Raw genomic sequence first — 25,728 nt, 5'->3', positions numbered from 1 at the left:
GGTCTTACCCCTTCGCTTTCAGAGTGATGAGAATGTTGCCCACGGCATCGACGCGCGCGGTGCAATCGTGTTCGACCAGCGTGGTCGAATCCATTTCGGTGATGATCGCAGGGCCTTCGATCACGTCGCCCTGCCGTAGCTTGGCACGGTCGTAGATCACCGCAGCGCGTTCGGCCCCGTCGATCCACACGGTGTGATCGCGGATTTTCGCCGCAGAAGGATCGCCATCGCCCTTGGGCAAGGTGGCAGCGGGCAAGGCGGGGGCCTGCCCCTGCGCCACGGCGCGAAGGTTCACGATTTCGTGGGGCGTATCCATGTTGAAGGTGAACAATCGCAGGTGTTCTTCATCGAAGCGGGCGAGGATGCCTTCGATCCCGTCCTCCTCCAGCACGGCTTGCGTGATCGTTAGCGGCACTTCGAAGGCCTGTCCCGCATAGCGCACATCGATTTCGAACAGCGAGGTGATCTGGTCTTCGGGGATGCCGTCGTTGACCAGTTCGCTGCGGGTCTGTTCGGCCATGTCATCCAGCACGCTGACGAGATCGGCGATGCTGGTGTCCCTGGCGAGGCGCGAGAAGCTGCGTGCGGTCTCGGTACGCATCCGGGTGGTAGCGTCGCCCAAAGCGCACAGCACGCCAGGCGAGACGGGCGAGATTGCGGGCCAGCTGCCCATCAGCCGCGCAACCGCATTCACGTGCAGCGGGCCAGCCCCACCAAACCCCATCAGCGCAAATTCGCGCGGGTCGTAACCCTGCTGGACCGAGATCATTCGCAGCGCGCCGAACATATTCTCGTTGACGATATCGATGATCCCGCGAGCGGCTTCCATCAGCGTCACGCCCAGCGCATCGGCGATGGTCTTCACCGCCGCCTTCGCGCCTTCGCGGTCCAGCTTGAAACTGCCGCCAAGCAGGTCTTCGGGCAGATAGCCGAGCACCACGTTGGCATCGGTCACCGTGGGCAGCGTGCCGCCCTTGTTGTAGGCGACCGGCCCTGGCACCGCGCCCGCGCTTTCCGGGCCGACGCGCAGTGCGCCGGTCAACTGCGGCACGTGCGCGATCGAGCCGCCGCCTGCGCCCACGGTCTTCACGTCGAGCGCCGAGGCGCGCACTGACAGGTGCCCAACTTCGGTGGTGCGCTGCCGGCGCGGCTCCAGTCCCTGGATCAGTGCCACATCGGTCGAGGTGCCGCCGACATCCAGCGTCAGGATATTCTCGAACCCCGCATTCTTCGCCACCCACAGCGCGCCCGTCACGCCGCCAGCCGGACCGGACATCAGGATGTTGACCGGGTGTTCCTCGGCCTTCTGGCTCGACATCAGTCCGCCGTCCGAGCGCAGCAGCGAGAGGCGGCCCTTCAGCCCTTCCTGCTCCAGCTTCGTGCGCAGGTTGGAGACATATTTGCTCACCACTGGCCGCACCGCGGCATTGGCGACGGTCGACAGCGTGCGTTCGTATTCCTGCATTTCCGGCAGGACTTCGTGGGACAGCGAAACGGGGATGCCGGGCAGTTCCTCGGCGGCGATTGCGCCGATGCGGGCTTCGTGCACGCCGTTCAGATAGGCGTTCATCAGGCTTACTGTCAGCGCTTCGATCCCATCGCCCTTCAGCTTGCGCAGCGCCGCGCGCACCGCGTCTTCATCAAGCGGGGCGACCTCGCGGCCTTGGGCATCCATTCGGCCCGGCACTTCGACCGTGTGTTCGAGCCGTGCTAGCGGTTGCGGCTTGGGCCATACGATCCATGCCGCCAGCCCGCCGGGGACAAACGAGCGCGCGATCTGCATGATATCGCGATAGCCTTGGGTGGTGACAAGCCCGACACGCGCGCCCTTGCCCTCCAGCACTGCATTGGTGGCAACGGTGGTGCCGTGCAAGAAGAAGGCGATTTCGCTGGCGGAGATCCCGGCCTGGGCGGTGATTGCCTTGACGCCGGTCAGGATGCCTTCGGAACTGTCGTGCGGGGTCGACGGCGTCTTGTGCCGCCAGAAGGCGCCGCTTTGCTCGTCGAACAGCAACAGGTCGGTGAAAGTCCCGCCCACATCAACGCCCAGCCTGTAAGTCATGCCCGCTCCTTGTCCCTGTTGCCGATGCGCCGCTTAAGCCGCGCGTGCGACGGCCGAGGGCAATTCGCGCCCCAGCACACCCGCAAACCACTTGTTCGCCGCAATCGCGGCGTCGAGATCAATGCCTGTTTCGACGTCCGAACGCGCCATCATGTAGATGAGATCTTCGGTCGCGATATTGCCGGTCGCGCGGGGCGCGAATGGGCAACCGCCCAATCCGCCGAGCGAGGCATCGAATATCCGCACGCCCGCTTGATAAGCCGCCCAGGCATTCGCGATGCCGGTGCCCCGCGTGTTGTGGAAATGGGCGCGCATGGGTATCCGGCTGCCGAGCAAATCGCTGAGCCTGCCGAACAATTCCCCCGTTTCGGAAGGCGTGCCGACCCCGATGGTATCGGCCAGCGCGATTTCCTCCGGTTGCTCGATCGCCAGTTCCTCGGCGATGGCGATCACGGTGTCGTGCTTGACCTCGCCCTCGAACGGGCAACCGAACGCGGCACTGATGGTGACCTGGGCGCGCAGCCCTTCGGCACGGGCGAAGCGTATCATGGCGCGGGTTTCGGCCAGCCCTTCAGCAATGGTCTGCCCTTGGTTCTTCTGACCGAAAGTATCGCTCGCCACGATCACGCAGCCCACCTGATCGACACCCCGCGCATTGTTTTCGCGGGTCGCAAGAGCGCGCATGACCCCGCGCTTGTTGAGGACGAGCCCGATATAGGTGCAGTCCTTGCGGTCGGGCAGGGCGGCTATCACACTTTCGGCATCCGCCATCTGCGGCACGCGCTGCGGGTGAACGAAGCTCGCCACCTCCAGCCGCCGCGCACCGTAGTCGATAATGCGACCGATCATCGCCAGTTTGACGTCGGTCGCGACGATATCGGGTTCGTTCTGCAACCCGTCGCGCGGGCCGACTTCGACCAGTTCGATATTGTGGGGCGCCATCGGTGAATCGCCTGCTTTGGAAACAAGGTTGAAGAGTGGATTAGTCAATTTGTATACAATTGCAATGATGATACGGCAGGCCGGGGGTATCGGATCCCGCGCACCCGAGCAGCATCCTACATCGCCTTGACTTCGCTGTCCCCGACCGTGGGGCCGACGGCTTTTGCGAATGTGTGGAATGCCCGGCGCAGGTGACTGCCCATCACCGCACGCGCCCATTCGGGATCGCGCGCGGCGAAGGCGGCGATCAATTCGTCATGGTCGCGTGCGGACTGGCGCAGGTCTTCGAGCGAATAATTGCGGGCAGTGCGCAACACCACCGGAGCTTCGACGAGCCGACCAAGCATCTGGCCCAGTCGCGGCGAATGTGCGGCGTCGATAATGGCTTCATGAAACCGGCGATTGGCTTCCAGGAAGCGCGCCACATCCGGCTCGGGCTGCTCGATCGCTTCCCTGAGCGCGTGGTTGACCGCCTCCAGATCGGCGACCTGGGCGCCGGAAAGGCGGCGCGCGGCGCGCTCGGCGGCGTGACATTCGAGCATCTGCCTGAGCGCGAACATTTCCTCGATATCGTCGCGGCTCCAATCGGCGACGAACAGCCGCTTCGATTCGCTGCGGACCAGCAGCAGCTCGTCCTCCAGCCGCCGCACCGCCTCGCGTACGGGGGTTCGGCTGAATCCGGTGATCTGCGCCAGCTGATCTTCGGTCAGCTGATCCTTCGGCCTCACCGCCCCGCTCAGCAGATGCGCGCGAATCCGGATATAGGCCTGATCGGATGCGCGGCTCATACGCGGGCGCCCTGTCGGGAAGGAGGTGGGGCAGGCTTTCTCATGCGGCGCCTTCTATGTCAGCCAGTAGGCGCCGCAAGCTCTGCGGCAACGAAAACACACTTCCCGCTTCACCTGCCGCGCAATTTCGCAAAGCACTTGACGTGGGCATTTTGTATACAATACTGGTTCCGGAAATGGCAACAGGGGAATGCCGTGCAGCGCATCAAGGTTATCGTGCCGATTGCGATGGATGAATCCGGGGTAGCCAATCGCGCCCAGCAGCTTCCTAGCGATTTCGTGCGGCCCGGCTTTGCGCCCACGTTCGAGGCGGTGCGCTGGGGTGCGGCGCTGGGCGATTCCTATCACGATACGCTGCTGATGGACTGGACGGTGTTTCAGGCCGGGGTCACCGCCGAGGAAGAAGGTTACGCCGGCGTGTTGATCGACACCGTCAGCGACAGCGGGCTGTGGCCGCTGCGTTCGGTGCTGAACATCCCCGTCGTTGGGCCGGGCGAGGTCAGCTTTGCGGCGGCGATGATGCTGGGCAAGAAATTCAGCGTCGTCACCATGTGGCCGCAGTGGTTTCCGCTCTACGAGAAGGTGCTGAACCAGCATGGCTGGGATCACCGCTGCGCCTCGGTCCGCTCGATCGACACGCGGCCTGATGTCACCGAATTGCTGGAAGGCAAGGAAGAAGTCGTCTTCGCCAAGCTGAAGGCCGAGGCGACACGCGCGATCGAGGAAGACGGCGCCGACGTGATCGTGCTGGGCTCCACCACGATGCATCAGTCCGCGGCCTATCTCGCCAGCGAACTGCCGGTGCCGGTGATCAATCCCGGACAGGTTGCCTACAAGCAATTGGAAACGCTGATCGAGCTGGGCCTGACCCACTCGAAGAAGGCGTTCCCCGCACCCGAAGTGCCGATGTACGCCAATATCCGAAAGGGCTGGTACTGATGAGCGAACCGAGCGCCGATAGCTGGAGCGAGGGCGGGGCAGGGCAGGCGCCGCTGCCATATCCCGTCTATGTCGATATCGTGACTAAACGGTATTTCGACGGGGTCGATAACAAGCATCTCGACAAGGTGCTCGATTGCTTCACGCCCGATGCGGTGCTGACCGAAGTGACCAGCAACACCGTGCACGAGGGCCGCGATGCGATCGGCAAGATGTTCGTCAAGCTGTTCGCCGATTTTGAGAGCATCTGGCACGGCAATTTCGTCCACACCGCCGATCCCGGAACCAACGCGATCTGCAGCCAGTTCACTGTGCTCATCACCCCCAATGGCGGGGACGAACTGCGGTATGAAAACTGCAACCGCTTCTATCTCAAGGACCGATTGTTTCACCGCGTCTATGTCTACATGTCGGGTGACAACCTGCTCCGGCAAGGGGAAGCCTGATGCAGTACGAACCCAGCCTGTCCCGCGCCGAACTGGTCGATTTCGCGCTCAACAAGTATTTCGCCCGCGTCGATGCCAAGGACATGGAAGGCGCGCTTTCGTGCTTCCATGACACGGCCCTGTTCTGCGTGCAGACCGCCTTCACCCGCCACAGCGGCAAGGCCGAGATCCGCCGAATGTTCGAGGATTTCTTCAGCTCGTGGGAAACCATCATCCACCGCGATTTCACCTGTACGGTGGACGAGAAGAACGGCCGCATCACGGCCAGCTTCACCGCCGAGCTGCATGACGCGTCAGGCAAGGTCACCTTGCTCGAAAACACCAATTTCTGGCGTCTGCGCCTCGGCCCCGAAGGCCCGAAGTTTCAGGAAGTCTACGTCTACATGAGCGGGGCCAACGTCCTCACCTGATCCCCGCTGCCCTTTCATTTTCCTTAGGAGAGCCGTTTCATGAATGTCCGTATCGTTCTCGCCTCCGGCGCGGCTCTGGGTGCGATTGCCCTGTCCGCCCCCGCCATCGCTCAGGATGCCCCCGCCGCAGCCGTTCAGGCCGAGGAGGATGACAACGCGATCATCGTCACCGCCCGCCGCCAGTCGGAATCGCTTGAAGACGTGCCTGCGTCCGTCACGGTGTTCGGCGCGGAAGCCCTCGCCAAGACCGGGGTGCTGCGGGCCGATGATTTCGTCCAGCTGACCCCGGGTGTGACCATCGTCACCGGCACCGCCGACGCGGGCGACACCCAGATCAACATCCGCGGCATCAACGGCGCGCGCGACGCGGAAAGCTCTGTCGCGCTGGTGGTCGACGGGATTCTCAAGACCAACACCGCGCAGCTCAACCAGAACCAGGGTACGCTGCGGCAGGTCGAAATCCTCAAGGGCCCGCAAGGCGCGCTGTATGGCCGCAACGCGGCGGCGGGCGCGATCGTGATCCAGACACTGAAGCCCGGCGATGTGCTGGAAGGCGGCATGACGGTGCGCGCCGCCGAGGACAACACCTACCTTGCGACCGGATTCGTTTCGGTCCCGGTGGGCGAAAGCGCAGGGTTCGTCCTGTCGGGCAATTACCAGACCACGGACGGATTTTTCCGCAACCGCTTCCTCGGCAATTCCAAGACGATCGACGATCAGGAAGTTTGGGGCGTGGACGGGCGGTTCGTGGCCGATCTTGGCCCCCGCACCGAACTGGACGTGAAGGCGCGCTATTCCGATCTGACAGGCGCATCGATCAACTTCAACACCTCGTTCCACCTGCCCAATTTTGCCGGTGTCGATCCGGCCTTCTTCGAAGACGTGAACGAACACGAGTTCGGATATTACTCGAATATCCGCCCAACCAACGACCAGACAACCTTCGAGGCTTCGGCCAAGGTCGAGCACGAATTCGATGCCTTCACGCTCAGCGCATGGGCGCTTTACACCGATGTCGACCAGTCGCTGACGGCTGACAGCACCTCGGCCGACTTCGCGCGCTTCACGTTTCCCGGCGCGACCCCGGATTCGGTGGCGGCGTCGAATGCCTGCTTTGCGTCCACCGCCGAACTCACGGGGTTCCCGCTCAATGCGCCGACCTTCATCGGCAACAACCCGGTTCCGTTCATTTTCGATCCGGTCAATGGCTCGACCTTCGGCGCCTATAGCCCCACGACCTGCGACGGCACCCAGTACCAGATCCGCGAACAGAGCGACATCAGCGCCGAAGTCCGCCTCGCCTCGAACGGCGACGGGGACATCAACTGGCAGGTTGGCGCCTATTACCTGCATATCGACCGCGAAGTCGGCGTCAGCCTGGGCGCAGATCTTGGCTTCGGCGTGACCCGCCAGCTCTACAACGCGCCGGGTTCGAACAATCCCACGACCCAGCTTTACCACGATGCCTTCAAGACCGATGTCTACGCGCTGTTCGCCGCAGTCGATGCCAATCTGACCGATCGGTTTGTGGTCAGCCTTGCCGGGCGCTACGACATTGAGGACCGCAGCGTCAGCAGCCTTGTGCCCAACGTGACCGATCCGATCACCGGCGGTCCGATCAACCCCGGTCAGGCGTTCGGGGCGATCCCCGATCAGTCGCAGACCTTCCGCCAGTTTCAGCCCAAGGTCTCGCTGCGTTACGAGGCCGCCGACAATATCAACCTGTACGCAAACTGGGGCATCGGCTTCAAATCGGGCGGGTTCAACAACCAGGGTTCGGCCGCGATCGTCGACCAGTCGTTCAACCAGTTCATCGGCACCAATGTGCTGATCGAGGATCAGTACCGCAAGGAAGTGTCGAGCGCGTTCGAGCTGGGGGTCAAGGGCAGTGCGCTCGACAACCGTATCACCTTCGATCTGGCGGGCTATTACACCAACATCGAAGACATGCAGTTCTTCGAATTCTTCGTCGGCGGCTTCGGCCTGCTGCGCGTAGTTTCGAATATCGACGAGGTGCAGATCTTCGGGGCCGAATTCAACCTGACGGCGGAGATTGTCGATGGCTGGACGGTGTTCGGTTCCGCCAACGTTACCGACAGCGAGATCAAGGCCAACGCCTCGCGCCCGGTCACGGTGGGCAACAAGTCGCCGCATACCGCCGATTACACCATCAACCTTGGCACCCAGCTTGACCTACCGCTGTCCAGCAGCCTCGATTTCGTCACCCGCGCCGATTACCGCATCACCGGGCCGACGTGGTTCCACACGCTGCAGGACGATACCAATCCGACATTGTTCAGTGGCCTGCTGCCGGATTCGGCGCTGGCGCTGCCGGCGTTCGTAGGCGATGCCGATTACTCGGTCTCGCAGCGCGATGCCTTTGGCGTGGTCGACATGCGGATCGGACTGGAAGGCGATCGCTGGTCGGTGTTCGCCTATGCCGAAAACCTGTTCGACGAGAAGTATCTGAACGAAGTGATCACCGCCGTCGAGTTCGGCGGTTCGTTCATCTCGCCAGGCGGCTTGCAGCGCTTCGGGGTGGAGTTCGGCTACAAGTTCTGAGCCCCTCGGGTAGGCCAGACGCGGCGGCGACGGAGAAAATCCCGCGCCGCCGTTTTTGTGTCACCTCACTCAACTTCACCCCCGCGCCGCGTTCTCCAGCAGTTCCGCGGTTACGGGGTAGCCCGCATCGGTGAGGATCGTGAGCCATGTCTGCCCGTCCTGTTCCACCACCTGCGGCATGATCGTGCGTACCGGGATCGCCTCGGCCTGCGCGCGCGCTTCTTCGTAGCTGGCGAACAGGGCGAGCCGTTCGAGATTGCGGCGGGTCGGGAAGATCAGCTTGATCTCGCCGCGTTCCGCGGCGTCGAGCGCGCCTTGCGCGGTCGTCCAGAACAGGTGCGTGTTCTCGGCATGGTCGATCGACACGTCCACCGCGCCCGTGCCCAGATTGGCGAGATAGAAGCGGGTGTCGTAAACTCGGGGGATCTTCTCATTCTTGGGAAACCACCGTGCGAACGGCGTGATCTGGGCAAGGTCGAGCTGCCAGCCGAACGCTTCCAGCACCGGCGCAAGCGCGCCAACCTGCGCCAGCATCGCCCGCGCCTGGGCCGCGCGCGCGGCGTCGATGTCGCCCGCAAGGCCAAGCGCGAGGCCCGTTTCCTCCAGCGTTTCGCGCACAGCCGCAATCTGGTGCGCGGCTTCGTCAGCCGTCATCGCGCCGCTCGATGCCACCGCTTCGCCCAGTGCGAAATCCGCCGGATCGACCCGCCCTCCCGGGAACACCGCCATGCCGCCTGCAAACACCATGCCCTTCGATCGGATCGTCATCAGCACTTGCGGCGGCCCGCCTTCGGGGGCGTTGCGGAAGATGATGATGGTGGCGGCGGGAATGGCCGGGGCTGCTGGTTCATTGCTCATCGCGAACAAGGATGGCGCGGCGGCAAGCACTTGCCAAGCGGTTTGGCGGGGTCCTGCCGGTTTTGCGCAAAGAGTGTCGGGTATCTTTACACTTGCCATCCGGCTGCCACCGCCCGATCAGCCGGAAATGGCGGAATTGCGGGGTTTTCCTGAGTTGGCACGCACCATGCATAAAGAGTGGTGGTCCCAATGGTCTTCTATTCGAGGCGCGCCCTTCCTGGTTTATCGGGCAGCGCCTCCCCTGAAATGAAAAAGCGCTCCGCACTGGTCCTGCGGAGCGTTTTTTTGTTTGCGCTCAGGCGCCGGGCGCGGGCCGTCCGGCCCGCTTGGCTTTCGCGCCATAAGGCGCGGCGGCCGGTCGGCCTTGCTGGCCTTTGGGCCGAGCCGCTCATGACATCAAATATGGCGTTCGATACGGTCGCACCGCGACCGCAAGCCTGACCGGGCGCCCGCAGCGATGCGACCTTCAGGTCGCATGAGCGAGAATTTCGTAGCCCGGAGGGGCTGCGGAAAAACTAAGCCGCCTTGGTAACGCCGCTTTCGTCGAGCAGCTGTTGCAGTTCGCCAGCTTCGAACATTTCCATCATGATATCGCTGCCGCCCAGGAACTCGCCCTTGACGTAAAGTTGGGGGATGGTCGGCCAGTCGGAATAGCTCTTGATCGCCTGCCGGATTTCCATGTCCTGCAACACGTCTACGCTTTCATAGGCGACGCCGCAATGATCGAGGATCGCCACGGCGCGGCTCGAAAAGCCGCACTGCGGGAACAACGGCGTGCCCTTCATGAACAATACGACATCATTGCTGGTGACGAGATCGGAAATGCGCGTGTTGGTATCGGACATGTTGGGCAGCCCCATGCTGTGATTGGGTGATTGTTGCGTTTCAGGTGGGAAGTTTGGTGGTGACTTGCAAGGCGTGCAGTTCTCCCCCCATGCGTCCGCCGAACGCGGCATAGACCATCTTGTGCTGCGCAACCCGGCTTTTGCCGACGAATTGCGGCGCGGTGACAGTCGCGGCCCAGTGGTCGTCATCGCCGGCCAGATCGGTCAGTTCCACCGTCGCGCCCGGCAGGGCTTCCAGGATGGCTTGTTCTATCGTGGCGGCACTCATCGGCATGATGATGGCTCCTTCGCGGATGGGGGAGTCATACTCCGCCAAGCAGTTGGCGGCGGGCCTCGATCGTCATTTCTTCAAGCTTGGCGCGGATGTCGGCCTCGGTCACATCGGTTCCCGCTGCGGTGAGATCGCCCAGCAGCTTGCGGATCACGTCCTCGTCGCCCGCTTCCTCGAAATCGGCCTGCACCACCGCTTTGCTGTAGGCGTCGGTCTCCTCGGGCGTCAGCTTCATCAGCCCCGCTGCCCATTCGCCCAGCAGCCGGTTGCGGCGCGCAGCTATGCGGAATGCAGTTTCGCCGTCCATCGCGAACTTGGCTTCTTCCGCGCGTTCGCGGTCCTTGAAATCGGTCATGTGTTTCCCTTCCGGAACGATCGCCTATCCGAATAGGGCGGGGCGCGCGAGGCTTCAAGCGGGAAGCCGCGCGCAGGAGACATTATTCCATCGTCACGACCAGCTTGCCCACCGCCTCGCGCGCTTCGAGCTTGGCGATGGCATCGCCGGCGCGGGCGAGGGGGAAGGTTTCGCTGACCAGCGGGTCGATTTTGCCGGCCTTCATCAGGTCGAACAATTCATCCACCTGCGCCCGGAACTTGACCGGCTCACGTGCGGTGAAGGCGCCCCAGAACACGCCGCAGATGTCGCAGCTTTTCAGCAAGGTGAGATTGAGCGGCATCTTGGCGATCCCGGCGGGGAAGCCGACCACAAGGAAGCGGCCTTCCCACGCGATGGCGCGCAAGGCAGGCTCGGAATACTGCCCGCCGACGATGTCGTAGACGATGTTCGCGCCGTCCGGCCCGCAGGCAGCCTTGAACGCGGCGGCGAGCGCCTTGGACGCGTCCTTGTCCATCGCCTCGCGCGGGTAGATCACCACGTCGTCGGCTCCGGCCTTGCGTGCAACTTCGCCCTTGGCTTCGGACGACACAGCGGCAACAACGCGCGCGCCGAACGCCTTGGCCAGTTCCACCGCCGACAAGCCGACGCCGCCCGCCGCGCCGAGGATCAAGACGGTATCGCCCGGTTTGATATGGCCGCGATCCTTCAGCCCGTGGATGGTGGTGCCATAGGTCATCAGCAGCGACGCGGCCTTTTCGAACGGCACGCCGTCCGGCACCGGGAACATGCGGCCCGCAGGCACCACGACCTTTTCAGCCAGCCCGCCATTGCCGATCCCGGCCATCACCCGGTCGCCGACGGCATAACCTTCCACGCCTTCGCCCACGGCTTCGATCACGCCGGAAATCTCGCCGCCGGGCGAGAAGGGGCGCTGCGGCTTGAACTGGTACATGTCGCGGATGATCAGCCCGTCGGGATAGTTGATCGCGCAGGCCTTGACCGCGACCAGCACTTCACCCTTGCCAGGGGTCGGGGTTTCTACCTCGTCCAGCGACAGCGTTTCAGGCCCACCGATTTCGTGGGTGCGGATGGCTTTCATAGGTTTCTCTCCCCTGAGAATGAGTCAGACAGAAGTGCCGCGCATCAACCACGGCTGGGCGGCGGTGCGGCTGGCTTCGAAGCCGCCGATGGCTTCGCCGCGCGCCATGGTCAGGCCGACCTCGTCGAGCCCGTTCAACAGGCAATCGCGGCGGAACGGATCGAGCGTGAAGCTGAAGCGATCCTGATAGGTGGTGGTGACGGTCTGCGTTTCGAGATCGACGGTGATCGGCTCTCCGGCGCGCGCCACTTCCAGCAGCCGGTCGACCGCGTCCTGCGGCAGCACCACCGGCAGGATGCCGTTTTTGACCGCATTGCCCGAAAAGATGTCGGAAAAGCTGGGCGCGATCACCACCCGGATCCCCATGTCGTCCAGCGCCCACGCAGCGTGTTCGCGGCTCGATCCGCAGCCGAAGTTGTCTCCCGCGATCAGCACCGGCGCGCCCGCATAGGCGGGGTCTTCGAAGACATTGCCGGGCGTGCCGCGCAGTGCCTCGAACGCGCCCGCGCCCAGTCCTTCGCGGCTGATGGTCTTGAGCCATTTGGCCGGGATGATGATGTCGGTATCGACATTCTTGAGACCGAGCGGAATGGCGCGGCCTTCGACGCGGGTGAGGGGTTCCATCGCGATCCTCGTCAGTCGGTCTGGGGCGGCTCGCCGGAGGGAATCGGCCCCGGCTGGGTCGGCTCGTTCGGCTTTTTCTTGTTCGCGGCAAACCTGCGTCCGGCATAGAGCAGCGCTGCCGCCACCGCTGCCGAACCGATCGCCGCCGCGCCATACGCAGCCTTGTTGCCGGTGGGCTTCCTCTCGGATTTTTTCTTATCAGTCATGCCTGTTCCATGCGCCTGACGCGCAGCGGTTTCAAGTCCGGCGATCAGGACAGCGCACGCACATCGGCGAGTCGCCCCGCGACTGCGGCGGCTGCCGCCATCGCGGGCGAGAGGAGGTGCGTGCGTGCGCCCGGCCCCTGACGGCCGACGAAATTGCGGTTCGATGTCGAAGCGCAGCGTTCGCCCGGCGGCACCTTGTCGGGGTTCATGCCGAGGCAGGCCGAACAACCCGGTTCGCGCCATTCGAACCCGGCGTCGGTAAAGATCTTGTCTAGCCCTTCGGCCTCGGCCTGATATTTGACCAGTCCCGATCCCGGCACGACAATCGCCCAGCGGACATTGTCGGCCTTGCGGCGTCCCTTGAGCACCTGCGCCGCAGCGCGCAAATCCTCGATCCGGCTGTTGGTGCAACTGCCGATGAAGACGTTCTCGATGGGAACCTCGGTCATCGGCGTGCCTGCGGTGAGGCCCATGTAATCGAGGCTTTTCTGGACCGCGACCCGCTTGCTCTCGTCAGCGAAGTCCTGCGGATCGGGCACACGCCCGCCAATCGGCACCACGTCTTCGGGGCTGGTGCCCCAGGTGACGCTCGGCTCGATATCGGCAGCGTCGATGGTGATGGATTTGGCGAACACTGCGCCGTCATCGCTGTGGAGCGTGCGCCAGTAGGCAACCGCCGCATCCCATTCCGCACCCTGCGGCGCCATCGGGCGGCCCTTGAGATAGGCGAAGGTCGTGTCGTCGGGGGCGATCAGGCCCGCACGTGCGCCCGCCTCGATGCTCATGTTGCAGACCGTCAGCCGCTGCTCGACGCTCATCGCTTGGAACACCGCCCCGCGATATTCAATCACATAGCCGGAGCCGCCAGCCGCGCCGATGGTGCCGATGATATGCAGGATCAGATCCTTGGCAGTGACGCCCGGCCCCAGATCGCCTTCCACCCGCACTTCCATCGACTTCGATTGCTGGAGCAGCAAGGTCTGCGTCGCCAGAACATGCTCGACCTCGCTCGTCCCGATCCCGAAGGCCAGAGCGCCCAGCCCGCCGTGGCAGGCGGTGTGCGAATCTCCGCAGACGATCGTGGTGCCGGGCAGCGAAAAGCCCTGCTCCGGGCCGACGACATGGACGATACCCTGTTCCGCCGCAGTCGCCGGGATGTAGCGGATACCGAAAGCGGGGGCGTTGTCTTCCAGCGCGGCGAGCTGGGCGGCGCTTTCGGGATCGGCGATCGGCACCGGTAGCCCTGCGCCATCCACGCGCCGGGTGGTGGGCAGGTTGTGATCGGGCACCGCCAGCGTCAGTTCGGGCCGCCGCACCGGACGTCCGGCCAGCCGCAGCGCCTCGAACGCCTGCGGACTGGTGACTTCGTGCACCAGATGCCGGTCGATATAGATCAGCGCCGTGCCATCATCGCGCATCTCGACGACATGGGCGTCCCAGATCTTCTCGTACAATGTGCGCGGGCGGCTTGCCATGATCAATGGATTTCCTTCTTGTCGATGGGGCGATTAGACGCGCTGCCGCCCTTCGCGCAAGATGCAGGCTTGACCGGCGTCAAATTCGTCATGGATTTGCAGCCTTCATGGGGTATAACTGACAAATATGTCAGCTATCGAATCTCCCTCCGCACCTTTTGTTCACGCGATCACAGTCGAACCGGCCGACATCGACTTCATGGGCCATGTCAATAATGCGCGCTATCTCAACTGGGTGCAGGACGCGGTGCTGGCGCATTGGAACGATCTTGCCCCGGCCGAAGATGTCGCCAGCAAGGCATGGGTCGCGCTGAAGCATGAAATTACCTATCGCAAACCCGCCTTTCTCGAAGACGACGTCATTGCGCAAACCGTGCTGGAACGTTTCAACGGTGCGCGCGCATTTTATTCGACACTGATAAAGCGCGGCGAGGACGTGTTGGCCGAAGTGCAATCCTCGTGGTGCTGCATCGATGCCAAGACCCTGCGCCCGGCGCGCATTGGCGATCACCTGCGGGCGTTCTTCTTCCCGCAAGGGGAGTGACCGGCTGGCGCGCGGCGCAACCGCGCATTGCGCAAACGCAATTGCAGCTTTGCACAGGCGTTCTATAGGCGTCCTTATGGGCTGCCGGCGCGTATCATTCTGACATGGAACCGCACTTCGTTCTTTCCGCGCGTGCGGCACAAGGCCGGATCGGGTTGGCGCTCGCTATCGCCATTGCCGGTAGCTGGCTGGGCATTCACGCCTGGGGCATGTTCGTGTTCGAACTTTCGTGGACCAACTGGCCGTTCGCGCTGGCTGTAGCGATGGTGCAGTGCTGGCTTTCGGTCGGCGTGTTCATCGTCTGCCATGATGCGATGCACGGCAGCCTTGTGCCGGGCAGGCCGAAGCTGAACGGGGCGATCGGCGCGGTGCTGCTGTTGCTGTATGCAGGGTTTGCCTGGAAACAGCTGCGCGATGCGCACTTTGCCCATCACAAGCTGTCGGGCCGCGCCGGAGATCCCGATTTCGACGAGCATAATCCGGGCGATTTCAAGCGCTGGTACGGCACCTTCTTCGGCCGCTATTTCGGCTGGCGGTCGATCCTGTTCGTGCACACCGTGGTCGGAATTTACTGGCTGGCGCTGGATATTCCGATGGCGCAGATCGTCATGCTCTATGGCTTGCCCGCCTTGGCCTCGTCGCTGCAATTGTTCTATTTCGGCACCTATCGCCCGCACTGCCACCGCGAAGGTCAGCCTTTCGTCGACCGGCACAATGCCCGCAGCAATGATTTCGGCACGCTGGCGAGCCTCGCCACCTGCTTCCATTTCGGCTATCATCTCGAACACCACCACCGGCCCGATGTGCCGTGGTGGGGCTTGCCAGCGGCGAAACGGGCCGGGGTGGGTCAGACTGAACTGCCAGAACCGATCGCAAAGGTGCCCGCATGAGCTGGCTCGAAATCATCCTCACCGTTTTATCGTCGCTGATCGGCATGGAGCTGTTCGCGTGGGTCGCGCACAAGTACATCATGCATGGCTGGGGCTGGGGCTGGCACCGTGACCACCACGAGCCGCATGACAAGGTTTTGGAAAAGAACGATCTGTTCGCGGTAGTGTTCGGCACGATCAACGCCGCGATGTACATCTACGGTTCGCTGTATTGGGACTGGCTGTGGTGGTTCGCGGTCGGGATCACGCTCTACGGCGTGATCTACACGCTGGTGCATGATGGATTGGTCCACCAACGCTACTGGAAGTGGGTGCCGCGCAAGGGCTATGCCAAGCGGTTGGTTCAGGCGCACAAGCTGCACCATGCGACCATCGGCAAGGAAGGCGGGGTCAGCTTCGGCTTCGTCATCGCCCGCGATCCGGCCAAGCTGAAGGCGGAACTGAAGCGCCAGAAGGAAGCGGGCGTCGCGGTGGTGCGCGACGCGCAGATCTAGCCGCCGAACTGCGTCAGGCTGAGGTTGTTGCCTTCGGAATCGTGGAACCACGCGATCCGGGTGCCGGAACCGGGATCGGTCCACACCCCGCGTTCGTCCTGTCCGAAGCCATCGTAGATCGCGAAGGTCACGCCCTTGGCTGCCAGCGCCTCCATGGTCCCGGCAATATCGGCGACCTGCCAGCCGAGCACGGTATGCGGACCGGGTTCGTGCCCTTCGATCCTGGTGAGGCGCAGCATCGTGCCGGCCAGATCATAGCTCACGGCAAACGGGTCCTCCCCGGTTTGGGTGAGGCCGAGCGTATCGGTATAGAAATCGCGCGCGCGGGCCATGTCGGCGGCCAGCACGAAACAAACGGGCGGTGAATTGCCGAGCATGATTGCGCTCCTCTCCCGCGGGACGACTCGAACACCCGGGTGCCCCGTGCGCGCAGTCTACGCCGACGAGCGGAATGCGCCAAACGCACCCGCCCCGACGATTATCTTGAGGAGGAAAACCACTGGTCGGGACGAGAGGATTCGAACCTCCGACCCCCACACCCCCAGTGTGATGCGCTACCAGGCTGCGCTACGTCCCGTTCCAGTGGAGCGGGGCCTATAGGGTGCCGTCCGCAGGCTGGCAAGCGGGTTTGGGAGTCTTTGTTTTCGGGTTCGCTGGGGGCGGACCGGTCTCCACCAGCATCAACCGGGTCGATGATTGCCGCGCCCTTGCATTGCTGCTAGGCGCGCCCACTTGAACGCAGACGCAGGCCGTGTTGCCGCTTTTTCGAGGTGGTTGGACGGCGCTCTGCATGATGACAACGGGTTCCTGACGGATTTTATCGCATGACATTCGATCTTCTCGCTGCCGCCGGTGCTGCTGCTGGGCCGCCTTCGTGGGTAGGGTTTCTGCCGATCGTCGGCATGATCCTGATTTTCTGGTTCCTGATCATCCGCCCGCAGATGAAGCGGCAGAAGGAACATCAGCAGAAAGTCGCCGGAATGAAGAAGGGCGATCAGGTCGTCACCGCCGGCGGATTGGTGGGCAAGGTGCTCAAGGTCGACGATACCTTCGTCGAACTGGAACTGGGCACCAATGTCCGGGTCAAGGCGGTCAAGGCGACCATCGGTGACATCATCCCGCCCGGCGGCACCCCGGCAAACGACTGAAACTGCCAAGCGCCGCTGGCAACTGGCCGATCCCTTCGCGTGAGACCCTGACGCAATGCTCGAATTCCCGCTTTGGAAAAAGATTTGGCTGTGGGGCGTCACGCTGGCTGCGGCCATCCTGTCGCTGCCTTCACTTGCGAATGTCGCGGGGGTGGACTGGCCGTCGAACCTGCCCAACCCGCAGGTCAATCTCGGGCTCGATCTGGCGGGCGGCTCGCACCTGCTGCTGGAAGCCAAGGCCGAGGATATCCGCGCCCAGCGGCTGGAAAACATGGAAGAATCCGTCCGCCAACTGATGCGCAATGCCAATCCGCGCATCCGCATCGGCGATGTTTCGACCGGCGAGGGCCGGATGAGCTTCATGCTCGACAGCGCGGCCGATATCGACCGTGCGCGCGGCTTGCTTGAACCGATCATGCAGGGCGCGAACCTGACCCGCGAATGGGATCTTTCCGTGGTCGACGGGCAGCGCATCGTGCTCACGCCGACCGCGGCGGGCATTGACGCTGCGCTGAATGACGCGATGGAAAGCGCAACCGAAGTGGTGCGCCGCCGCATCGACGAACTCGGCACGCGTGAGCCGACCATCATCCGTCAGGGCGACACCCGCATCGTGGTGCAGGTGCCGGGGCTCGACGATCCCGAGGCGCTGAAAAGCCTCTTGGGCAAGACCGCGCAGCTCGAATTCAAGCTGGTCGATCTGAACGCGCTGCCGGAAAATGTGCAGGCGGGCGTCGCGCCTCCGGGCAGCCAGGTGTTCCCTTATGCGGCCGATACCCCTTCGGCCGGACGGTTCGAAGCGGTGCGCCGGCTGGGCGGCATTCGCGGCGACAGTCTGACCGAGGCCAAGGCCGGGGTCGATCCGACCAACAACCAGAATGTCGTCAACATCGTGTTCGATGCGCAGGGCGCGGCCAAGTTCGCCAAGCTGACGCGCGAGAATACCGGCAGGCCGTTCGCCATCATCCTTGACGGGGAGATCCTTTCGGCGCCCAACATCAACGAGCCGATCCTTGGCGGGCGGGCGCAGATTTCGGGCAGCTTTACCGCCGAAAGCGCCAATGAACTGGCGATCGCGCTCAATTCCGGCGCGCTGCCGGTCGATCTTGCGATTGTCGAGGAACGCACTGTCGGGCCGGATCTGGGCGCGGATTCGATCCGGCGCGGACTGCTCGCCATGGCGATCGGCAGCCTGGCGGTGGTGGCGTTGATGGTTGCGAGCTATGGCCGCTTCGGCGTCTATTCCACCATCGCGCTGGTGTTCAACGTGGCTATGCTGCTGGGCATCATGGCGGTCTTCGGCGCGACGCTGACGCTGCCGGGGATCGCCGGGTTCGTCATCACCATCGGCGCGGCGGTGGACGCCAACGTGCTGATCAACGAACGTATCCGCGAAGAACGCAGGCGCGGGCGCAAGGTGATCGCGGCGGTGGAGACCGGCTACAAGGAAGCCAGCCGCGCGATCTATGACGCCAACTTCACCAACTTCATCGCCGGGATCGCTCTGTTCGCCTTCGGCTCCGGGCCGGTCAAGGGCTTTGCGGTCGTGCTGGTGGTGGGCCTATTCACTTCGGTGTTTACCGGCGTGACCATGACCCGCATGTGGGTTGCAGGGTGGCTGCGCAAGGCGCGCCCCAATGATATCGCCATCTGAAGGAGCGCGAGACCGATGAAACTCCTGAAGCTCGTCCCCGACGATACCAACATCAAGTTCCTGAAACTGCGGATTCCGTTCTTCGTGCTCAGCATCGTGCTGATCGCGGGGAGCTGGGCCGCGGTGCTGGTCAACGGCCTCAATTTCGGCGTCGATTTCGCGGGCGGGCAGGAAGTGCGCCTGACCTTTGTGGAGCGCGAGGCTGCGCCGATACCGCAGCTGCGCGAATTGGTCGGCGGGCTCGGTTATGGCGAGCCGGTGGTGCAGGAATTCGGCGGGCCGAATGCGGTTTCGATCCGCGTGCCGCTGCCCGAGGGCACAGAGGATACGCCCGGTGCCGCGACCGAGATCGGCAACCGCGTGATCGCGGCGATCGGCGAGGAATATCCCGGCGCGCGGACGGACGGGAACGACACGGTATCGGGCAAGGTCGCAGGCGAGTTCCGCGATCAGGCGGTGCTTGCGCTGCTGGCGGCGATGGTGGCGGTGTCGATCTATATCTGGGTCCGGTTCGAATGGCAGTTCGGCGTCGGCGCGCTGTTCGCATTGTTCCACGATGTCTCGGTCACGCTCGGCCTGTTCGCGTTGACGCAGATGGAATTCGGGCTGCAGATCGTCGCCGCGATCCTCGCGATCATCGGCTATTCGCTGAACGACACCATCGTGGTGTATGACCGCATTCGCGAGAACCTGAAGAAGTTCCGCAAGATGCCGCTTCCTGAGCTGCTCGACCTGTCGGTGAACGAGACACTGGCGCGCACCATCATGACCTCGCTGACGCTGTTCGTGGCGTTGATCCCGCTGCTGTTGTTCGGCCCGGCCAGCCTGTTCGGCATGGTCGCGGCGATCACTGCGGGCCTGTTCATCGGCACGTATTCCAGCGTCTACATGGCGGGGCCGCTGCTGATCTGGATGGGGGTGACGTCGACCAGTTTCGTGCCGCAGGAAAGCGCGCTGGACCGGCAGGAAAAGATCGCCCGCGGCGAGGCGTGAGAGCGGGCGTTCAGCGTCCCTCGACCAACCGCTCGTAATGATCCGCCAGTGCGGCGGCGTTGGCTTCCCAGCTGAATTGTTCGGTCAGCGCGGCGACGTCCTCGCGCGCGGGCGGGGCGTTGAGGACCGCGTTGATCCCGGCTGCCACCGCCGCCGGATTGCGCTCCACCAGCCGCCCGGCGGTGTCATTCACGATCAGTTCGCGCGCGCCGCCGACATCGGTCGTCACCACCGGCGTTCCGCAGGCGAGCGCTTCGACCCAGGCGTTCGCCAACCCTTCGCTCACCGTCGGCAGCACCATCACATCCGCCGCCGACAGCACCAGCGGCATCAGGTCGTGATCGAGCGACCCGGCAAAGTGCACCCGCTCGGCCACGCCCTCGCTTGCCGCCAGCGTCCGCAGGCGGGCCTCGTCCTCACCCTTGCCCACCAGCACCAGCCGCGCACCGGGAATGGCCTTCAGCGCGGCAATCGCGATGCCCTGACCCTTGCGCTCGATCAGCGCGGCCACGCAGGCGAGCATCGGCGCGTTGTCGGGCAGGGCAAAGCCCAGTTCGCGGCTCAATTGGCTTCGCAATTGCGTGTGTTCGAGTGGGCGGAACCGGTCGCGGTCAAGCCCGGTGTAATGCACCGTGACCTTTGCTGCATCCATGCCCATCGCTGCCATCTGCCCGGCCAGATCGCGGCTGACCGCCAGCAGCCCGGTGGCGGCGTTGGCAGCGTCCAGCATCTGCCGGCGGGCAAAATCATGCTCCCCCCAGAAGCTGATATCGCTGCCGCGCGCCTTGATCGACAGCGGCAGGCCCATTTCGCGGGCAATGGTCGCAGCCGCCGGGCCATCGGGAAAGAAGAATTGCGCATCGAGCATGTCGATGGGGTTTGCCGCATGGATATGCTGCACCAGCGGCAGCACCGCGCGGGCAATGGCGCCGGCATTGCGGCGCGCACCGATGCGCGGGATCAGCGTGAAGCGCGGGCGATGGATGGCGATCCCGCCCTCTTCGCTGCATTCGGGCAGATCGGCCAGGGGGCGATAGCGGCCCAGCGCCAGCGGCGGCAGGCCGAGCGGGTTGATCACCGTCACCCGCCAATCCCCGCGCTTTGCCAGCGCCTCCAGCGAACGCGCGACGAATGTCCCGAACCGCGGAGTGACCGGGTTGGGATAGAGCGTGGACAGGGCGAGGACGTGTTTCACCGGCGACGATCCTAGCGCTGCGAGCGTTAAAGCGTTCTGACCAGCATGGTCGCTACCGCAATCCACGGCGGATTATCGACCACCATCTGTTTCTGCCCTGCGCCCGGCGGCAGCAGCCCCACCAGCGTGCCGCGCCGGTCGATCAGCCGCCCGAAGGCGAACCGCCCGCCGGATCGCGGCACAAGGCAATCGCGGTTCATGGCGCTGGCGGAGTGTTCGGGATCGAGCGGGCGCAGCCACAGCATGTCGCCCGGTCGGTATTCGCCCACGCTCTCGCTTACGGCGAGCACCATCGGTGCGCCGCCATCATCGGCGGCAAGCTTGCTCGGCAGGAATGCCTCACGCGGGGCGGCGAGCGCCTGCGCGCCAGATGCGGCAAGCTCTGCGACGATCAGGGCAGGCGCTTCCGTTTCGGCGCGCATCAGGCTGGCCGGTTCGACCCCCAGCGCTGCCGCGATGCGGGTCATCCACGTCAGCGAAAGTTGGCGCATGCCGGTTTCCAGCCGCCCGATGGTCTGCGCGGTGGTCGGCGGCGTGCAGGCTTCGGCGAGATCGGCCAGCGTCAGACCTTTGGCCTTGCGGATATCGCGAATGCGGTTGTGCATCGGGAAGCCCTATATTTAACCAGAATGGTTTTCCCCTTTCCTACAAACGATCCGCTTTGGCAAGCCGTGCGGATCAAAAAAGGGAGCATGCTGCATGAAGCGCCAATTGGTCGAACGCGAACTCACACCCGAAGGCCCGCGCCGGGGCGTGGCGGGACAGGGGGCGGCGCAGGCGGCGGCGAAAGGCGGCGCGCGTTCTGCCCGCACGGTCACGGTCAACCTCGCCGAATCGCCGCTCGCCTGGCTGCACGCGCGCGGGCATCTGGATGATCGCCTGTTCGACGCGGGTGAGGCGCTGCGGGCCGATTACGAACGCGCGCAGCTTTCCGCCAGCGTAACCATGCGCTGGGATCCGGTGCGGGTGAAGACCACCGGGGAACGCGGATTATCGCCGACCGAACGCCAGATCGCCGCGCGCCAGCGGTTTGGCGGCGCTATCACGGCGGCGGGCAAGGGGCTGGAGGACATCCTGTGGCGCGTGGTGTGCGCGGGCGAAGCGCTACCCGAGGCCGAGAAAGGTCTCGGCTGGCCGGCACGCAGCGGCAAGCTGGTGCTGAAAATCGCGCTCGACCGGGTAGCGCAATTCTACCGGATCGGGTGATGCAGGGCGGGCAGGTTTTCGACTCCAGGACAGTGTCTCATGTGTCTCCTACAGCCCCGGACCTGAACAGCGCGGCGACCTTCGTGCGCAGCTGCGGCAGGATCTCGGCTTCGAACCACGGGTGCTTCGCCATCCACAGCCGGGCGCGCCATGCCGGGTGGGGCAGAGCGATCATGGCGCCGTATTCACCGAAGCGGCGCACCCGCTCGGTCATCGAAATGCTGCGGGTGTCGGGCAGGTAATGCGCTTGGGCATAGGCGCCGACAAGCAGGGTGAGCCGGTCTTCGGGCAGCAGGCGCAGCACCGCATCATGCCATTGCGGTGCGCATTCCCTGCGCGGCGGCGCGTCTCCGCCCGACAACTTGCCGGGATAGCAGAAGCCCATCGGGACGATGGCCACGCGGGCTTCATCATACATGGCCTCGCGGTCGATGCCGAGCCAGCCGCGCAGCCGGTCGCCGCTGTCATCGTCCCACGGCACACCGCTGGCATGGACCTTCGTGCCCGGCGCCTGACCGATGATCAGCAGGCGGCTGGAGGGCGAAAACTGCGTGACCGGGCGCGGGCCGAGCGGCAGGTGCGCGGCGCAGAGCGTGCAGGCGGCAATGCGCCGGTGCAGGGCGGCGGCGGCGATTTCGCGGCTGTCGTTCAACCTTCCACCAGTTCGGCCAGCATCAGCCAGCGTTCCTCCGCGGCGTCCTTCTCGGCGCGGGCGGTTTCGATGCCGGCAGAGATGGCGGCGAAGCGCTGGGAATCCTTGGCGTAGAGTTCGGGATCGGCCAGGATCGCCTCGCCCTTGGCGATCGCGGTTTCGAGTTCCTCGATCCGTGCGGGCAGGATGTCGTAGTCGCGCTGGTCCTTGTAGGTCAGCTTGGCGGCGGGTTTGGCGGGCATGGACGGGGTCGGAGCGGTGGCATCGTCCTTGCGCGGAAGGGCGGCGGAACGGGCGGCGACGGGTGCCTTGCGCTTGGCCTCCCAGTCGGCATAGCCGCCCGCGACGATATCGACCTTGCCCGACCCGTCGAGGCCGAGCGTCAGCGTCACCGTGCGGTCGAGAAAGTCGCGGTCGTGGCTGACGATCAGGACGGTACCGTCGAAATCGGCGATCACCTCCTGCAAGAGGTCAAGCGTTTCGAGGTCGAGATCATTGGTCGGCTCGTCCAGCACCAGCAGGTTGGCGGTGCGGGCGAACTCGCGGGCCAGCAACAGGCGGGAACGCTCACCGCCCGACAGGATGCCCACTTTGGTATCGACCAAGCCGGGATCGAACAGGAAGTCCTTGAGGTAGGCCATGACGTGCTTGCGCACGCCCCGCACATCGATCCAGTCGCCGCCCTCGGCGAGGATCTGGCGCACCGTTGCGCCCGGTTCGAGCAGCTTGCGCTGCTGGTCGATCATCACGCCAGAAAGCGTGCGGGCATGGGTGACGGTGCCGGTGTCGGGTTCGATCTCGCGGGTCAGCAGCTTCAGCAGCGTGGTCTTGCCCGCGCCATTCGCGCCCACGATGCCGATGCGGTCGCCGTTCTGGATGCGCAGGGAGAACGGCTTGATGACCGCGCGCTCCCCGTATGTCTTGGAGATGCCTTCCGCGACGATCACCGACTTCGACTTGAAGTCATCGTCGCTCGACAGCTTCAGCTTGGCAACGCCGGCGCCCGAGATCATCGCCGCCCGCGTCGCGCGCATTTGGTGCAGCTTCTCCAGCCGCCCCTGGTTGCGCTTGCGGCGCGCTGTCACGCCGCGTTCGAGCCAGTGCGCCTCGATCTTGAGCTTGGCATCCATCCGCTCGGCGGCGCGGGCCTCTTCGGCATAGACCTGTTCTTCCCACGCCTCGTAGCCGCCGAACCCGACCTCCTTGCGCCGCATCGTCCCGCGGTCGAGCCACAGGGTCGCGCGGGTCAGACGGGTGAGGAAAGTGCGGTCGTGGCTGATGGTGATGAACGCGCCGCGATAGCGGGTGAGCCAGTCCTCCAGCCAGTCGATCGCGGACAGGTCGAGGTGGTTGGTCGGCTCATCCAGCAGCAGCAGATCGGGGTCTTGCGCCAGCGCGCGGGCAATCGCGGCCCGGCGCCGTTCGCCGCCGCTGGCGGTCGCAGCCTCGCGGCTCATGTCGATGCCGAGCTGCCCGGCGATGGCTTCGACTTCGTGGGGCTCGGGCGCATCGTCGCCCGCCAGCGCGAAGTCCATCAGCGTCTCCGCGCTGCCGAAATCGGGGTCCTGTTCCAGAAACACGATCCGCGTGCCCGGCTTCACTCGCCGCTGACCGCGGTCAGCATCGATCCGTCCCATCATCAGCCGCAGCAGCGTGGTCTTCCCCGCTCCGTTGCGCCCGATCAGCGCCAGCCGGTCGCCCGGCAGCACGTGCAGATCGACCGGCTCCGCGCCGCTGTTCGGGGTCGGGCCGCCGAACAGCCAGCGCCCGCCTTGTTGCAGCGCGATGCCTTCGAGCGAGAAGATAGGGGGTTGAGCCATAGGATGCGCCAAGTAGGGGCTTGGCAACCTTGTGCCAAGGCGGTTCAGCGCTACGAAAGCCGTGCCGGTTCAAAGGCGCGGCTTTTGGAGGAACTTGCGATGATCCGTCCCGCTCTTGCCATGCTTGCCGCCGGTACGCTTGCGCTGCCCGCAAATGCCTACGCCGCCAATGTCGAGATCGACGCCAGCGGCCCGGTGATCGAACTCGACATCTTCGAAAGCGTCACGGTCGCGCCCGACATGGCGACTATCGGCGCGGGCGTGACCAGCGAGGCGCCGACCGCGGTCGAGGCGCTGCGGATGAACTCTGCGGAGATGGACAAGGTGATCGCCCGGATCAAATCGCTGGGCGTCGCCGAAAAGGACATCCAGACCACCGGTATCAGTTTGAACGCCCGTTATGATTACGACCGCGAAGGACAGCGCCAGATCTTCCGCGGCTATCAGGTCTCGAACCGGGTCAGCGTAAACCTGCGCAAGATCGAGGTTACCGGCATGGTGCTCGATGCGTTGGTGGCTGCGGGGGCAACCGACCTGTCCGGCCCGAACTTCAGTATCGAGGATGACGCAGCGGCCAAGGATGCTGCGCGCAAGCGGGCGATCGAACGGGCGGCAGAGCGCGCGCAGGCCTATGCCGCGATGCTGGGTTATGACGGCGTGAAGGTGCTGAAGGTCAGCGAGGCGATGCAGAACCGCGCGCCGATGCCCGAGCAGGCAATGATGAGCGCAGACAAGATCATGGTGACCGGCTCGCGGATAGCGGTGCAGCCCGGCATGGTGTCATCGGGCATCAGCATGTCGATTACCTACGAACTGGTCAACGACATGGCGCCCGCCGCCGAATGAGCGCCCATTCACACCTTGTTCAATGCGCGCCGACTAGGCATGGGGGCACCATGAAACGCCTTCGTTCCTTGATTGCAGGTATCATCGCTGCGCTTACGCTGGGCATCCTGGCGCTGCCTGCCGTCGCGCAGGAAAAATCGGGCGGCGATCAGGGCGAGGCGCGGCGCGAAGCGCAGGCGGGCACCCAGCTTTCCTTGCGTGAGATCGAGCGGCGCATCCTTCCGAAAATGCAGGGCAGCGAATATCTCGGCCCGGCGTACGATTCGACCGCGCGGGCCTATCGCCTCAAGTTCATTCGTGACGGGCGTGTGACCTACATCGATGTCGATGCCCGCACCGGCAAGGTTATCGGACGTTCGCGTTGACCTGCGGCAAATCCGGCATCATCGGGGGACAGGCGGCGGTTCTTCGCATGCCGCTTG

General features: G+C 64.4%; 29 protein-coding genes and 1 tRNA gene. 13 read left to right on the top strand and 17 right to left on the bottom strand.

Annotated elements, in window-relative coordinates; all coding sequences use genetic code 11:
* Positions 1-4: 4 nt before the first annotated feature.
* The 3 genes from J3454_RS13320 to J3454_RS13310 form a co-directional block, all read right to left on the bottom strand.
* Positions 5-2,062, bottom strand: coding sequence for a hydantoinase/oxoprolinase family protein (locus tag J3454_RS13320; protein WP_349514249.1), 2,058 nt, complete (start codon positions 2,060-2,062; stop codon positions 5-7).
* Positions 2,063-2,095: 33 nt separating this feature from the next.
* Positions 2,096-3,004 (bottom strand): hydroxymethylglutaryl-CoA lyase, encoded by a 909-nt coding sequence (locus J3454_RS13315; RefSeq protein WP_349514248.1) that lies wholly within the window; start codon positions 3,002-3,004, stop codon positions 2,096-2,098.
* A gap of 116 nt (positions 3,005-3,120) precedes the next feature.
* Positions 3,121-3,792, bottom strand: a complete 672-nt coding sequence (locus J3454_RS13310; RefSeq protein ID WP_349514247.1) for a GntR family transcriptional regulator — start codon at positions 3,790-3,792, stop codon at positions 3,121-3,123.
* Positions 3,793-3,987: 195 nt separating this feature from the next.
* On the opposite strand from J3454_RS13310, the gene J3454_RS13305 reads away from it, so the two are divergent.
* From J3454_RS13305 to J3454_RS13290, 4 genes are read left to right on the top strand one after another with little or no spacing between them, the layout of a single operon-like run.
* Positions 3,988-4,731: an aspartate/glutamate racemase family protein gene (locus J3454_RS13305; protein WP_349514246.1), complete on the top strand. Its 744-nt coding sequence runs from the start codon at positions 3,988-3,990 to the stop codon at positions 4,729-4,731.
* Entirely contained in the window at positions 4,731-5,177 is a 447-nt protein-coding gene (locus J3454_RS13300; RefSeq protein WP_349514245.1) for a nuclear transport factor 2 family protein, read from the top strand. The genes J3454_RS13305 and J3454_RS13300 overlap by 1 nt, the downstream gene beginning before the upstream one ends.
* The gene (locus tag J3454_RS13295) at positions 5,177-5,587 is read left to right on the top strand and encodes a nuclear transport factor 2 family protein (RefSeq protein WP_349514244.1); all 411 of its coding nucleotides are present in this window, start codon (positions 5,177-5,179) and stop codon (positions 5,585-5,587) included. Before J3454_RS13300 ends, J3454_RS13295 begins: the two co-directional genes overlap by 1 nt.
* A gap of 39 nt (positions 5,588-5,626) precedes the next feature.
* Positions 5,627-8,149 carry a TonB-dependent receptor gene (locus J3454_RS13290; protein ID WP_349514243.1) on the top strand — a complete coding sequence of 841 codons (2,523 nt, stop codon included), beginning with the start codon at positions 5,627-5,629 and terminating at the stop codon, positions 8,147-8,149.
* A gap of 75 nt (positions 8,150-8,224) precedes the next feature.
* Here the strand turns inward: J3454_RS13290 and J3454_RS13285 are convergent, their stop codons facing one another.
* From J3454_RS13285 to leuC, 8 genes are all read right to left on the bottom strand, one after another.
* Positions 8,225-9,007: an NUDIX hydrolase gene (locus tag J3454_RS13285; protein ID WP_349514242.1), complete on the bottom strand. Its 783-nt coding sequence runs from the start codon at positions 9,005-9,007 to the stop codon at positions 8,225-8,227.
* 515 nt (positions 9,008-9,522) lie between these two features.
* Positions 9,523-9,852 carry a Grx4 family monothiol glutaredoxin gene (gene grxD, locus J3454_RS13280; RefSeq protein ID WP_349514241.1) on the bottom strand — a complete coding sequence of 110 codons (330 nt, stop codon included), beginning with the start codon at positions 9,850-9,852 and terminating at the stop codon, positions 9,523-9,525.
* Positions 9,853-9,892: 40 nt separating this feature from the next.
* On the bottom strand, positions 9,893-10,126 hold the full coding sequence (locus tag J3454_RS13275; RefSeq protein WP_296720253.1) for a BolA/IbaG family iron-sulfur metabolism protein: 234 nt from the start codon (positions 10,124-10,126) through the stop codon (positions 9,893-9,895).
* A 28-nt stretch (positions 10,127-10,154) separates the two neighbouring features.
* Entirely contained in the window at positions 10,155-10,478 is a 324-nt protein-coding gene (locus J3454_RS13270; RefSeq protein WP_349514240.1) for a DUF1476 domain-containing protein, read from the bottom strand.
* 82 nt (positions 10,479-10,560) lie between these two features.
* Complete coding sequence (locus J3454_RS13265) at positions 10,561-11,559, bottom strand: NADPH:quinone oxidoreductase family protein (protein WP_349514239.1); 999 nt, start codon at positions 11,557-11,559, stop codon at positions 10,561-10,563.
* Between the two features lie 24 nt (positions 11,560-11,583).
* On the bottom strand, positions 11,584-12,183 hold the full coding sequence (leuD, locus tag J3454_RS13260; protein ID WP_296720246.1) for a 3-isopropylmalate dehydratase small subunit: 600 nt from the start codon (positions 12,181-12,183) through the stop codon (positions 11,584-11,586).
* Between the two features lie 11 nt (positions 12,184-12,194).
* The gene (locus tag J3454_RS13255) at positions 12,195-12,389 is read right to left on the bottom strand and encodes an isopropylmalate isomerase (protein ID WP_349514238.1); all 195 of its coding nucleotides are present in this window, start codon (positions 12,387-12,389) and stop codon (positions 12,195-12,197) included.
* Between the two features lie 44 nt (positions 12,390-12,433).
* Positions 12,434-13,864, bottom strand: coding sequence for a 3-isopropylmalate dehydratase large subunit (leuC, locus tag J3454_RS13250; protein WP_349514237.1), 1,431 nt, complete (start codon positions 13,862-13,864; stop codon positions 12,434-12,436).
* 127 nt (positions 13,865-13,991) lie between these two features.
* On the opposite strand from leuC, the gene J3454_RS13245 reads away from it, so the two are divergent.
* The 3 genes from J3454_RS13245 (at position 13,992) to J3454_RS13235 (ending at position 15,792) form a co-directional block, all read left to right on the top strand.
* The gene (locus J3454_RS13245; RefSeq protein WP_349514236.1) at positions 13,992-14,408 is read left to right on the top strand and encodes an acyl-CoA thioesterase; all 417 of its coding nucleotides are present in this window, start codon (positions 13,992-13,994) and stop codon (positions 14,406-14,408) included.
* 104 nt (positions 14,409-14,512) lie between these two features.
* Positions 14,513-15,298, top strand: coding sequence for a fatty acid desaturase (locus tag J3454_RS13240; RefSeq protein WP_349514235.1), 786 nt, complete (start codon positions 14,513-14,515; stop codon positions 15,296-15,298).
* Positions 15,295-15,792 carry a sterol desaturase family protein gene (locus J3454_RS13235; protein WP_349514234.1) on the top strand — a complete coding sequence of 166 codons (498 nt, stop codon included), beginning with the start codon at positions 15,295-15,297 and terminating at the stop codon, positions 15,790-15,792. Before J3454_RS13240 ends, J3454_RS13235 begins: the two co-directional genes overlap by 4 nt.
* On the opposite strand, the gene J3454_RS13230 is transcribed toward J3454_RS13235, so the two are convergent.
* Both J3454_RS13230 and J3454_RS13225 read right to left on the bottom strand, forming a co-directional pair.
* Positions 15,789-16,169 carry a VOC family protein gene (locus tag J3454_RS13230; RefSeq protein ID WP_349514233.1) on the bottom strand — a complete coding sequence of 127 codons (381 nt, stop codon included), beginning with the start codon at positions 16,167-16,169 and terminating at the stop codon, positions 15,789-15,791. The two genes, J3454_RS13235 and J3454_RS13230, sit on opposite strands and share 4 nt — an antisense overlap.
* Positions 16,170-16,292: 123 nt before the next feature.
* Positions 16,293-16,369: transfer RNA gene (locus J3454_RS13225), tRNA-Pro, on the bottom strand.
* Between the two features lie 247 nt (positions 16,370-16,616).
* On the opposite strand from J3454_RS13225, the gene yajC reads away from it, so the two are divergent.
* Genes yajC through secF form a run of 3 tightly spaced genes read left to right on the top strand, consistent with a single transcriptional unit; the run spans position 16,617 to position 19,587 of the window.
* Positions 16,617-16,940 (top strand): preprotein translocase subunit YajC, encoded by a 324-nt coding sequence (gene yajC, locus J3454_RS13220; protein ID WP_296720217.1) that lies wholly within the window; start codon positions 16,617-16,619, stop codon positions 16,938-16,940.
* Positions 16,941-16,995: 55 nt separating this feature from the next.
* On the top strand, positions 16,996-18,594 hold the full coding sequence (secD, locus tag J3454_RS13215) for a protein translocase subunit SecD (protein ID WP_349514232.1): 1,599 nt from the start codon (positions 16,996-16,998) through the stop codon (positions 18,592-18,594).
* Between the two features lie 15 nt (positions 18,595-18,609).
* Positions 18,610-19,587: a protein translocase subunit SecF gene (gene secF, locus J3454_RS13210; protein WP_349514231.1), complete on the top strand. Its 978-nt coding sequence runs from the start codon at positions 18,610-18,612 to the stop codon at positions 19,585-19,587.
* Positions 19,588-19,597: 10 nt separating this feature from the next.
* On the opposite strand, the gene J3454_RS13205 is transcribed toward secF, so the two are convergent.
* Both J3454_RS13205 and J3454_RS13200 read right to left on the bottom strand, forming a co-directional pair.
* Complete coding sequence (locus J3454_RS13205) at positions 19,598-20,782, bottom strand: glycosyltransferase (RefSeq protein WP_349514230.1); 1,185 nt, start codon at positions 20,780-20,782, stop codon at positions 19,598-19,600.
* A 26-nt stretch (positions 20,783-20,808) separates the two neighbouring features.
* On the bottom strand, positions 20,809-21,387 hold the full coding sequence (locus J3454_RS13200) for a helix-turn-helix domain-containing protein (RefSeq protein ID WP_349514229.1): 579 nt from the start codon (positions 21,385-21,387) through the stop codon (positions 20,809-20,811).
* Positions 21,388-21,481: 94 nt separating this feature from the next.
* On the opposite strand from J3454_RS13200, the gene J3454_RS13195 reads away from it, so the two are divergent.
* Positions 21,482-21,988 (top strand): DUF6456 domain-containing protein, encoded by a 507-nt coding sequence (locus J3454_RS13195; RefSeq protein WP_349514228.1) that lies wholly within the window; start codon positions 21,482-21,484, stop codon positions 21,986-21,988.
* A 37-nt stretch (positions 21,989-22,025) separates the two neighbouring features.
* On the opposite strand, the gene J3454_RS13190 is transcribed toward J3454_RS13195, so the two are convergent.
* A complete protein-coding gene (locus tag J3454_RS13190; RefSeq protein ID WP_349514227.1) occupies positions 22,026-22,640 on the bottom strand; it encodes a uracil-DNA glycosylase family protein in 615 nt (204 codons plus the stop codon).
* On the bottom strand, positions 22,637-24,460 hold the full coding sequence (locus tag J3454_RS13185; protein ID WP_349514226.1) for an ABC-F family ATP-binding cassette domain-containing protein: 1,824 nt from the start codon (positions 24,458-24,460) through the stop codon (positions 22,637-22,639). Before J3454_RS13185 ends, J3454_RS13190 begins: the two co-directional genes overlap by 4 nt.
* Before the next feature lie 99 nt (positions 24,461-24,559).
* On the opposite strand from J3454_RS13185, the gene J3454_RS13180 reads away from it, so the two are divergent.
* Both J3454_RS13180 and J3454_RS13175 read left to right on the top strand, forming a co-directional pair.
* On the top strand, positions 24,560-25,306 hold the full coding sequence (locus J3454_RS13180) for an SIMPL domain-containing protein (RefSeq protein ID WP_349514225.1): 747 nt from the start codon (positions 24,560-24,562) through the stop codon (positions 25,304-25,306).
* A 50-nt stretch (positions 25,307-25,356) separates the two neighbouring features.
* Positions 25,357-25,671 carry a PepSY domain-containing protein gene (locus J3454_RS13175; protein ID WP_349514224.1) on the top strand — a complete coding sequence of 105 codons (315 nt, stop codon included), beginning with the start codon at positions 25,357-25,359 and terminating at the stop codon, positions 25,669-25,671.
* Positions 25,672-25,728 lie beyond the last annotated feature (57 nt).

This window comes from Erythrobacter sp. NFXS35 (assembly GCF_040148725.1).
In the GTDB taxonomy this organism is placed as follows: Bacteria; Pseudomonadota; Alphaproteobacteria; order Sphingomonadales; family Sphingomonadaceae; genus Erythrobacter.
Note: the sequence above shows the minus strand (reverse complement) of the source record. Positions and strands in the feature narration are given on the sequence as shown.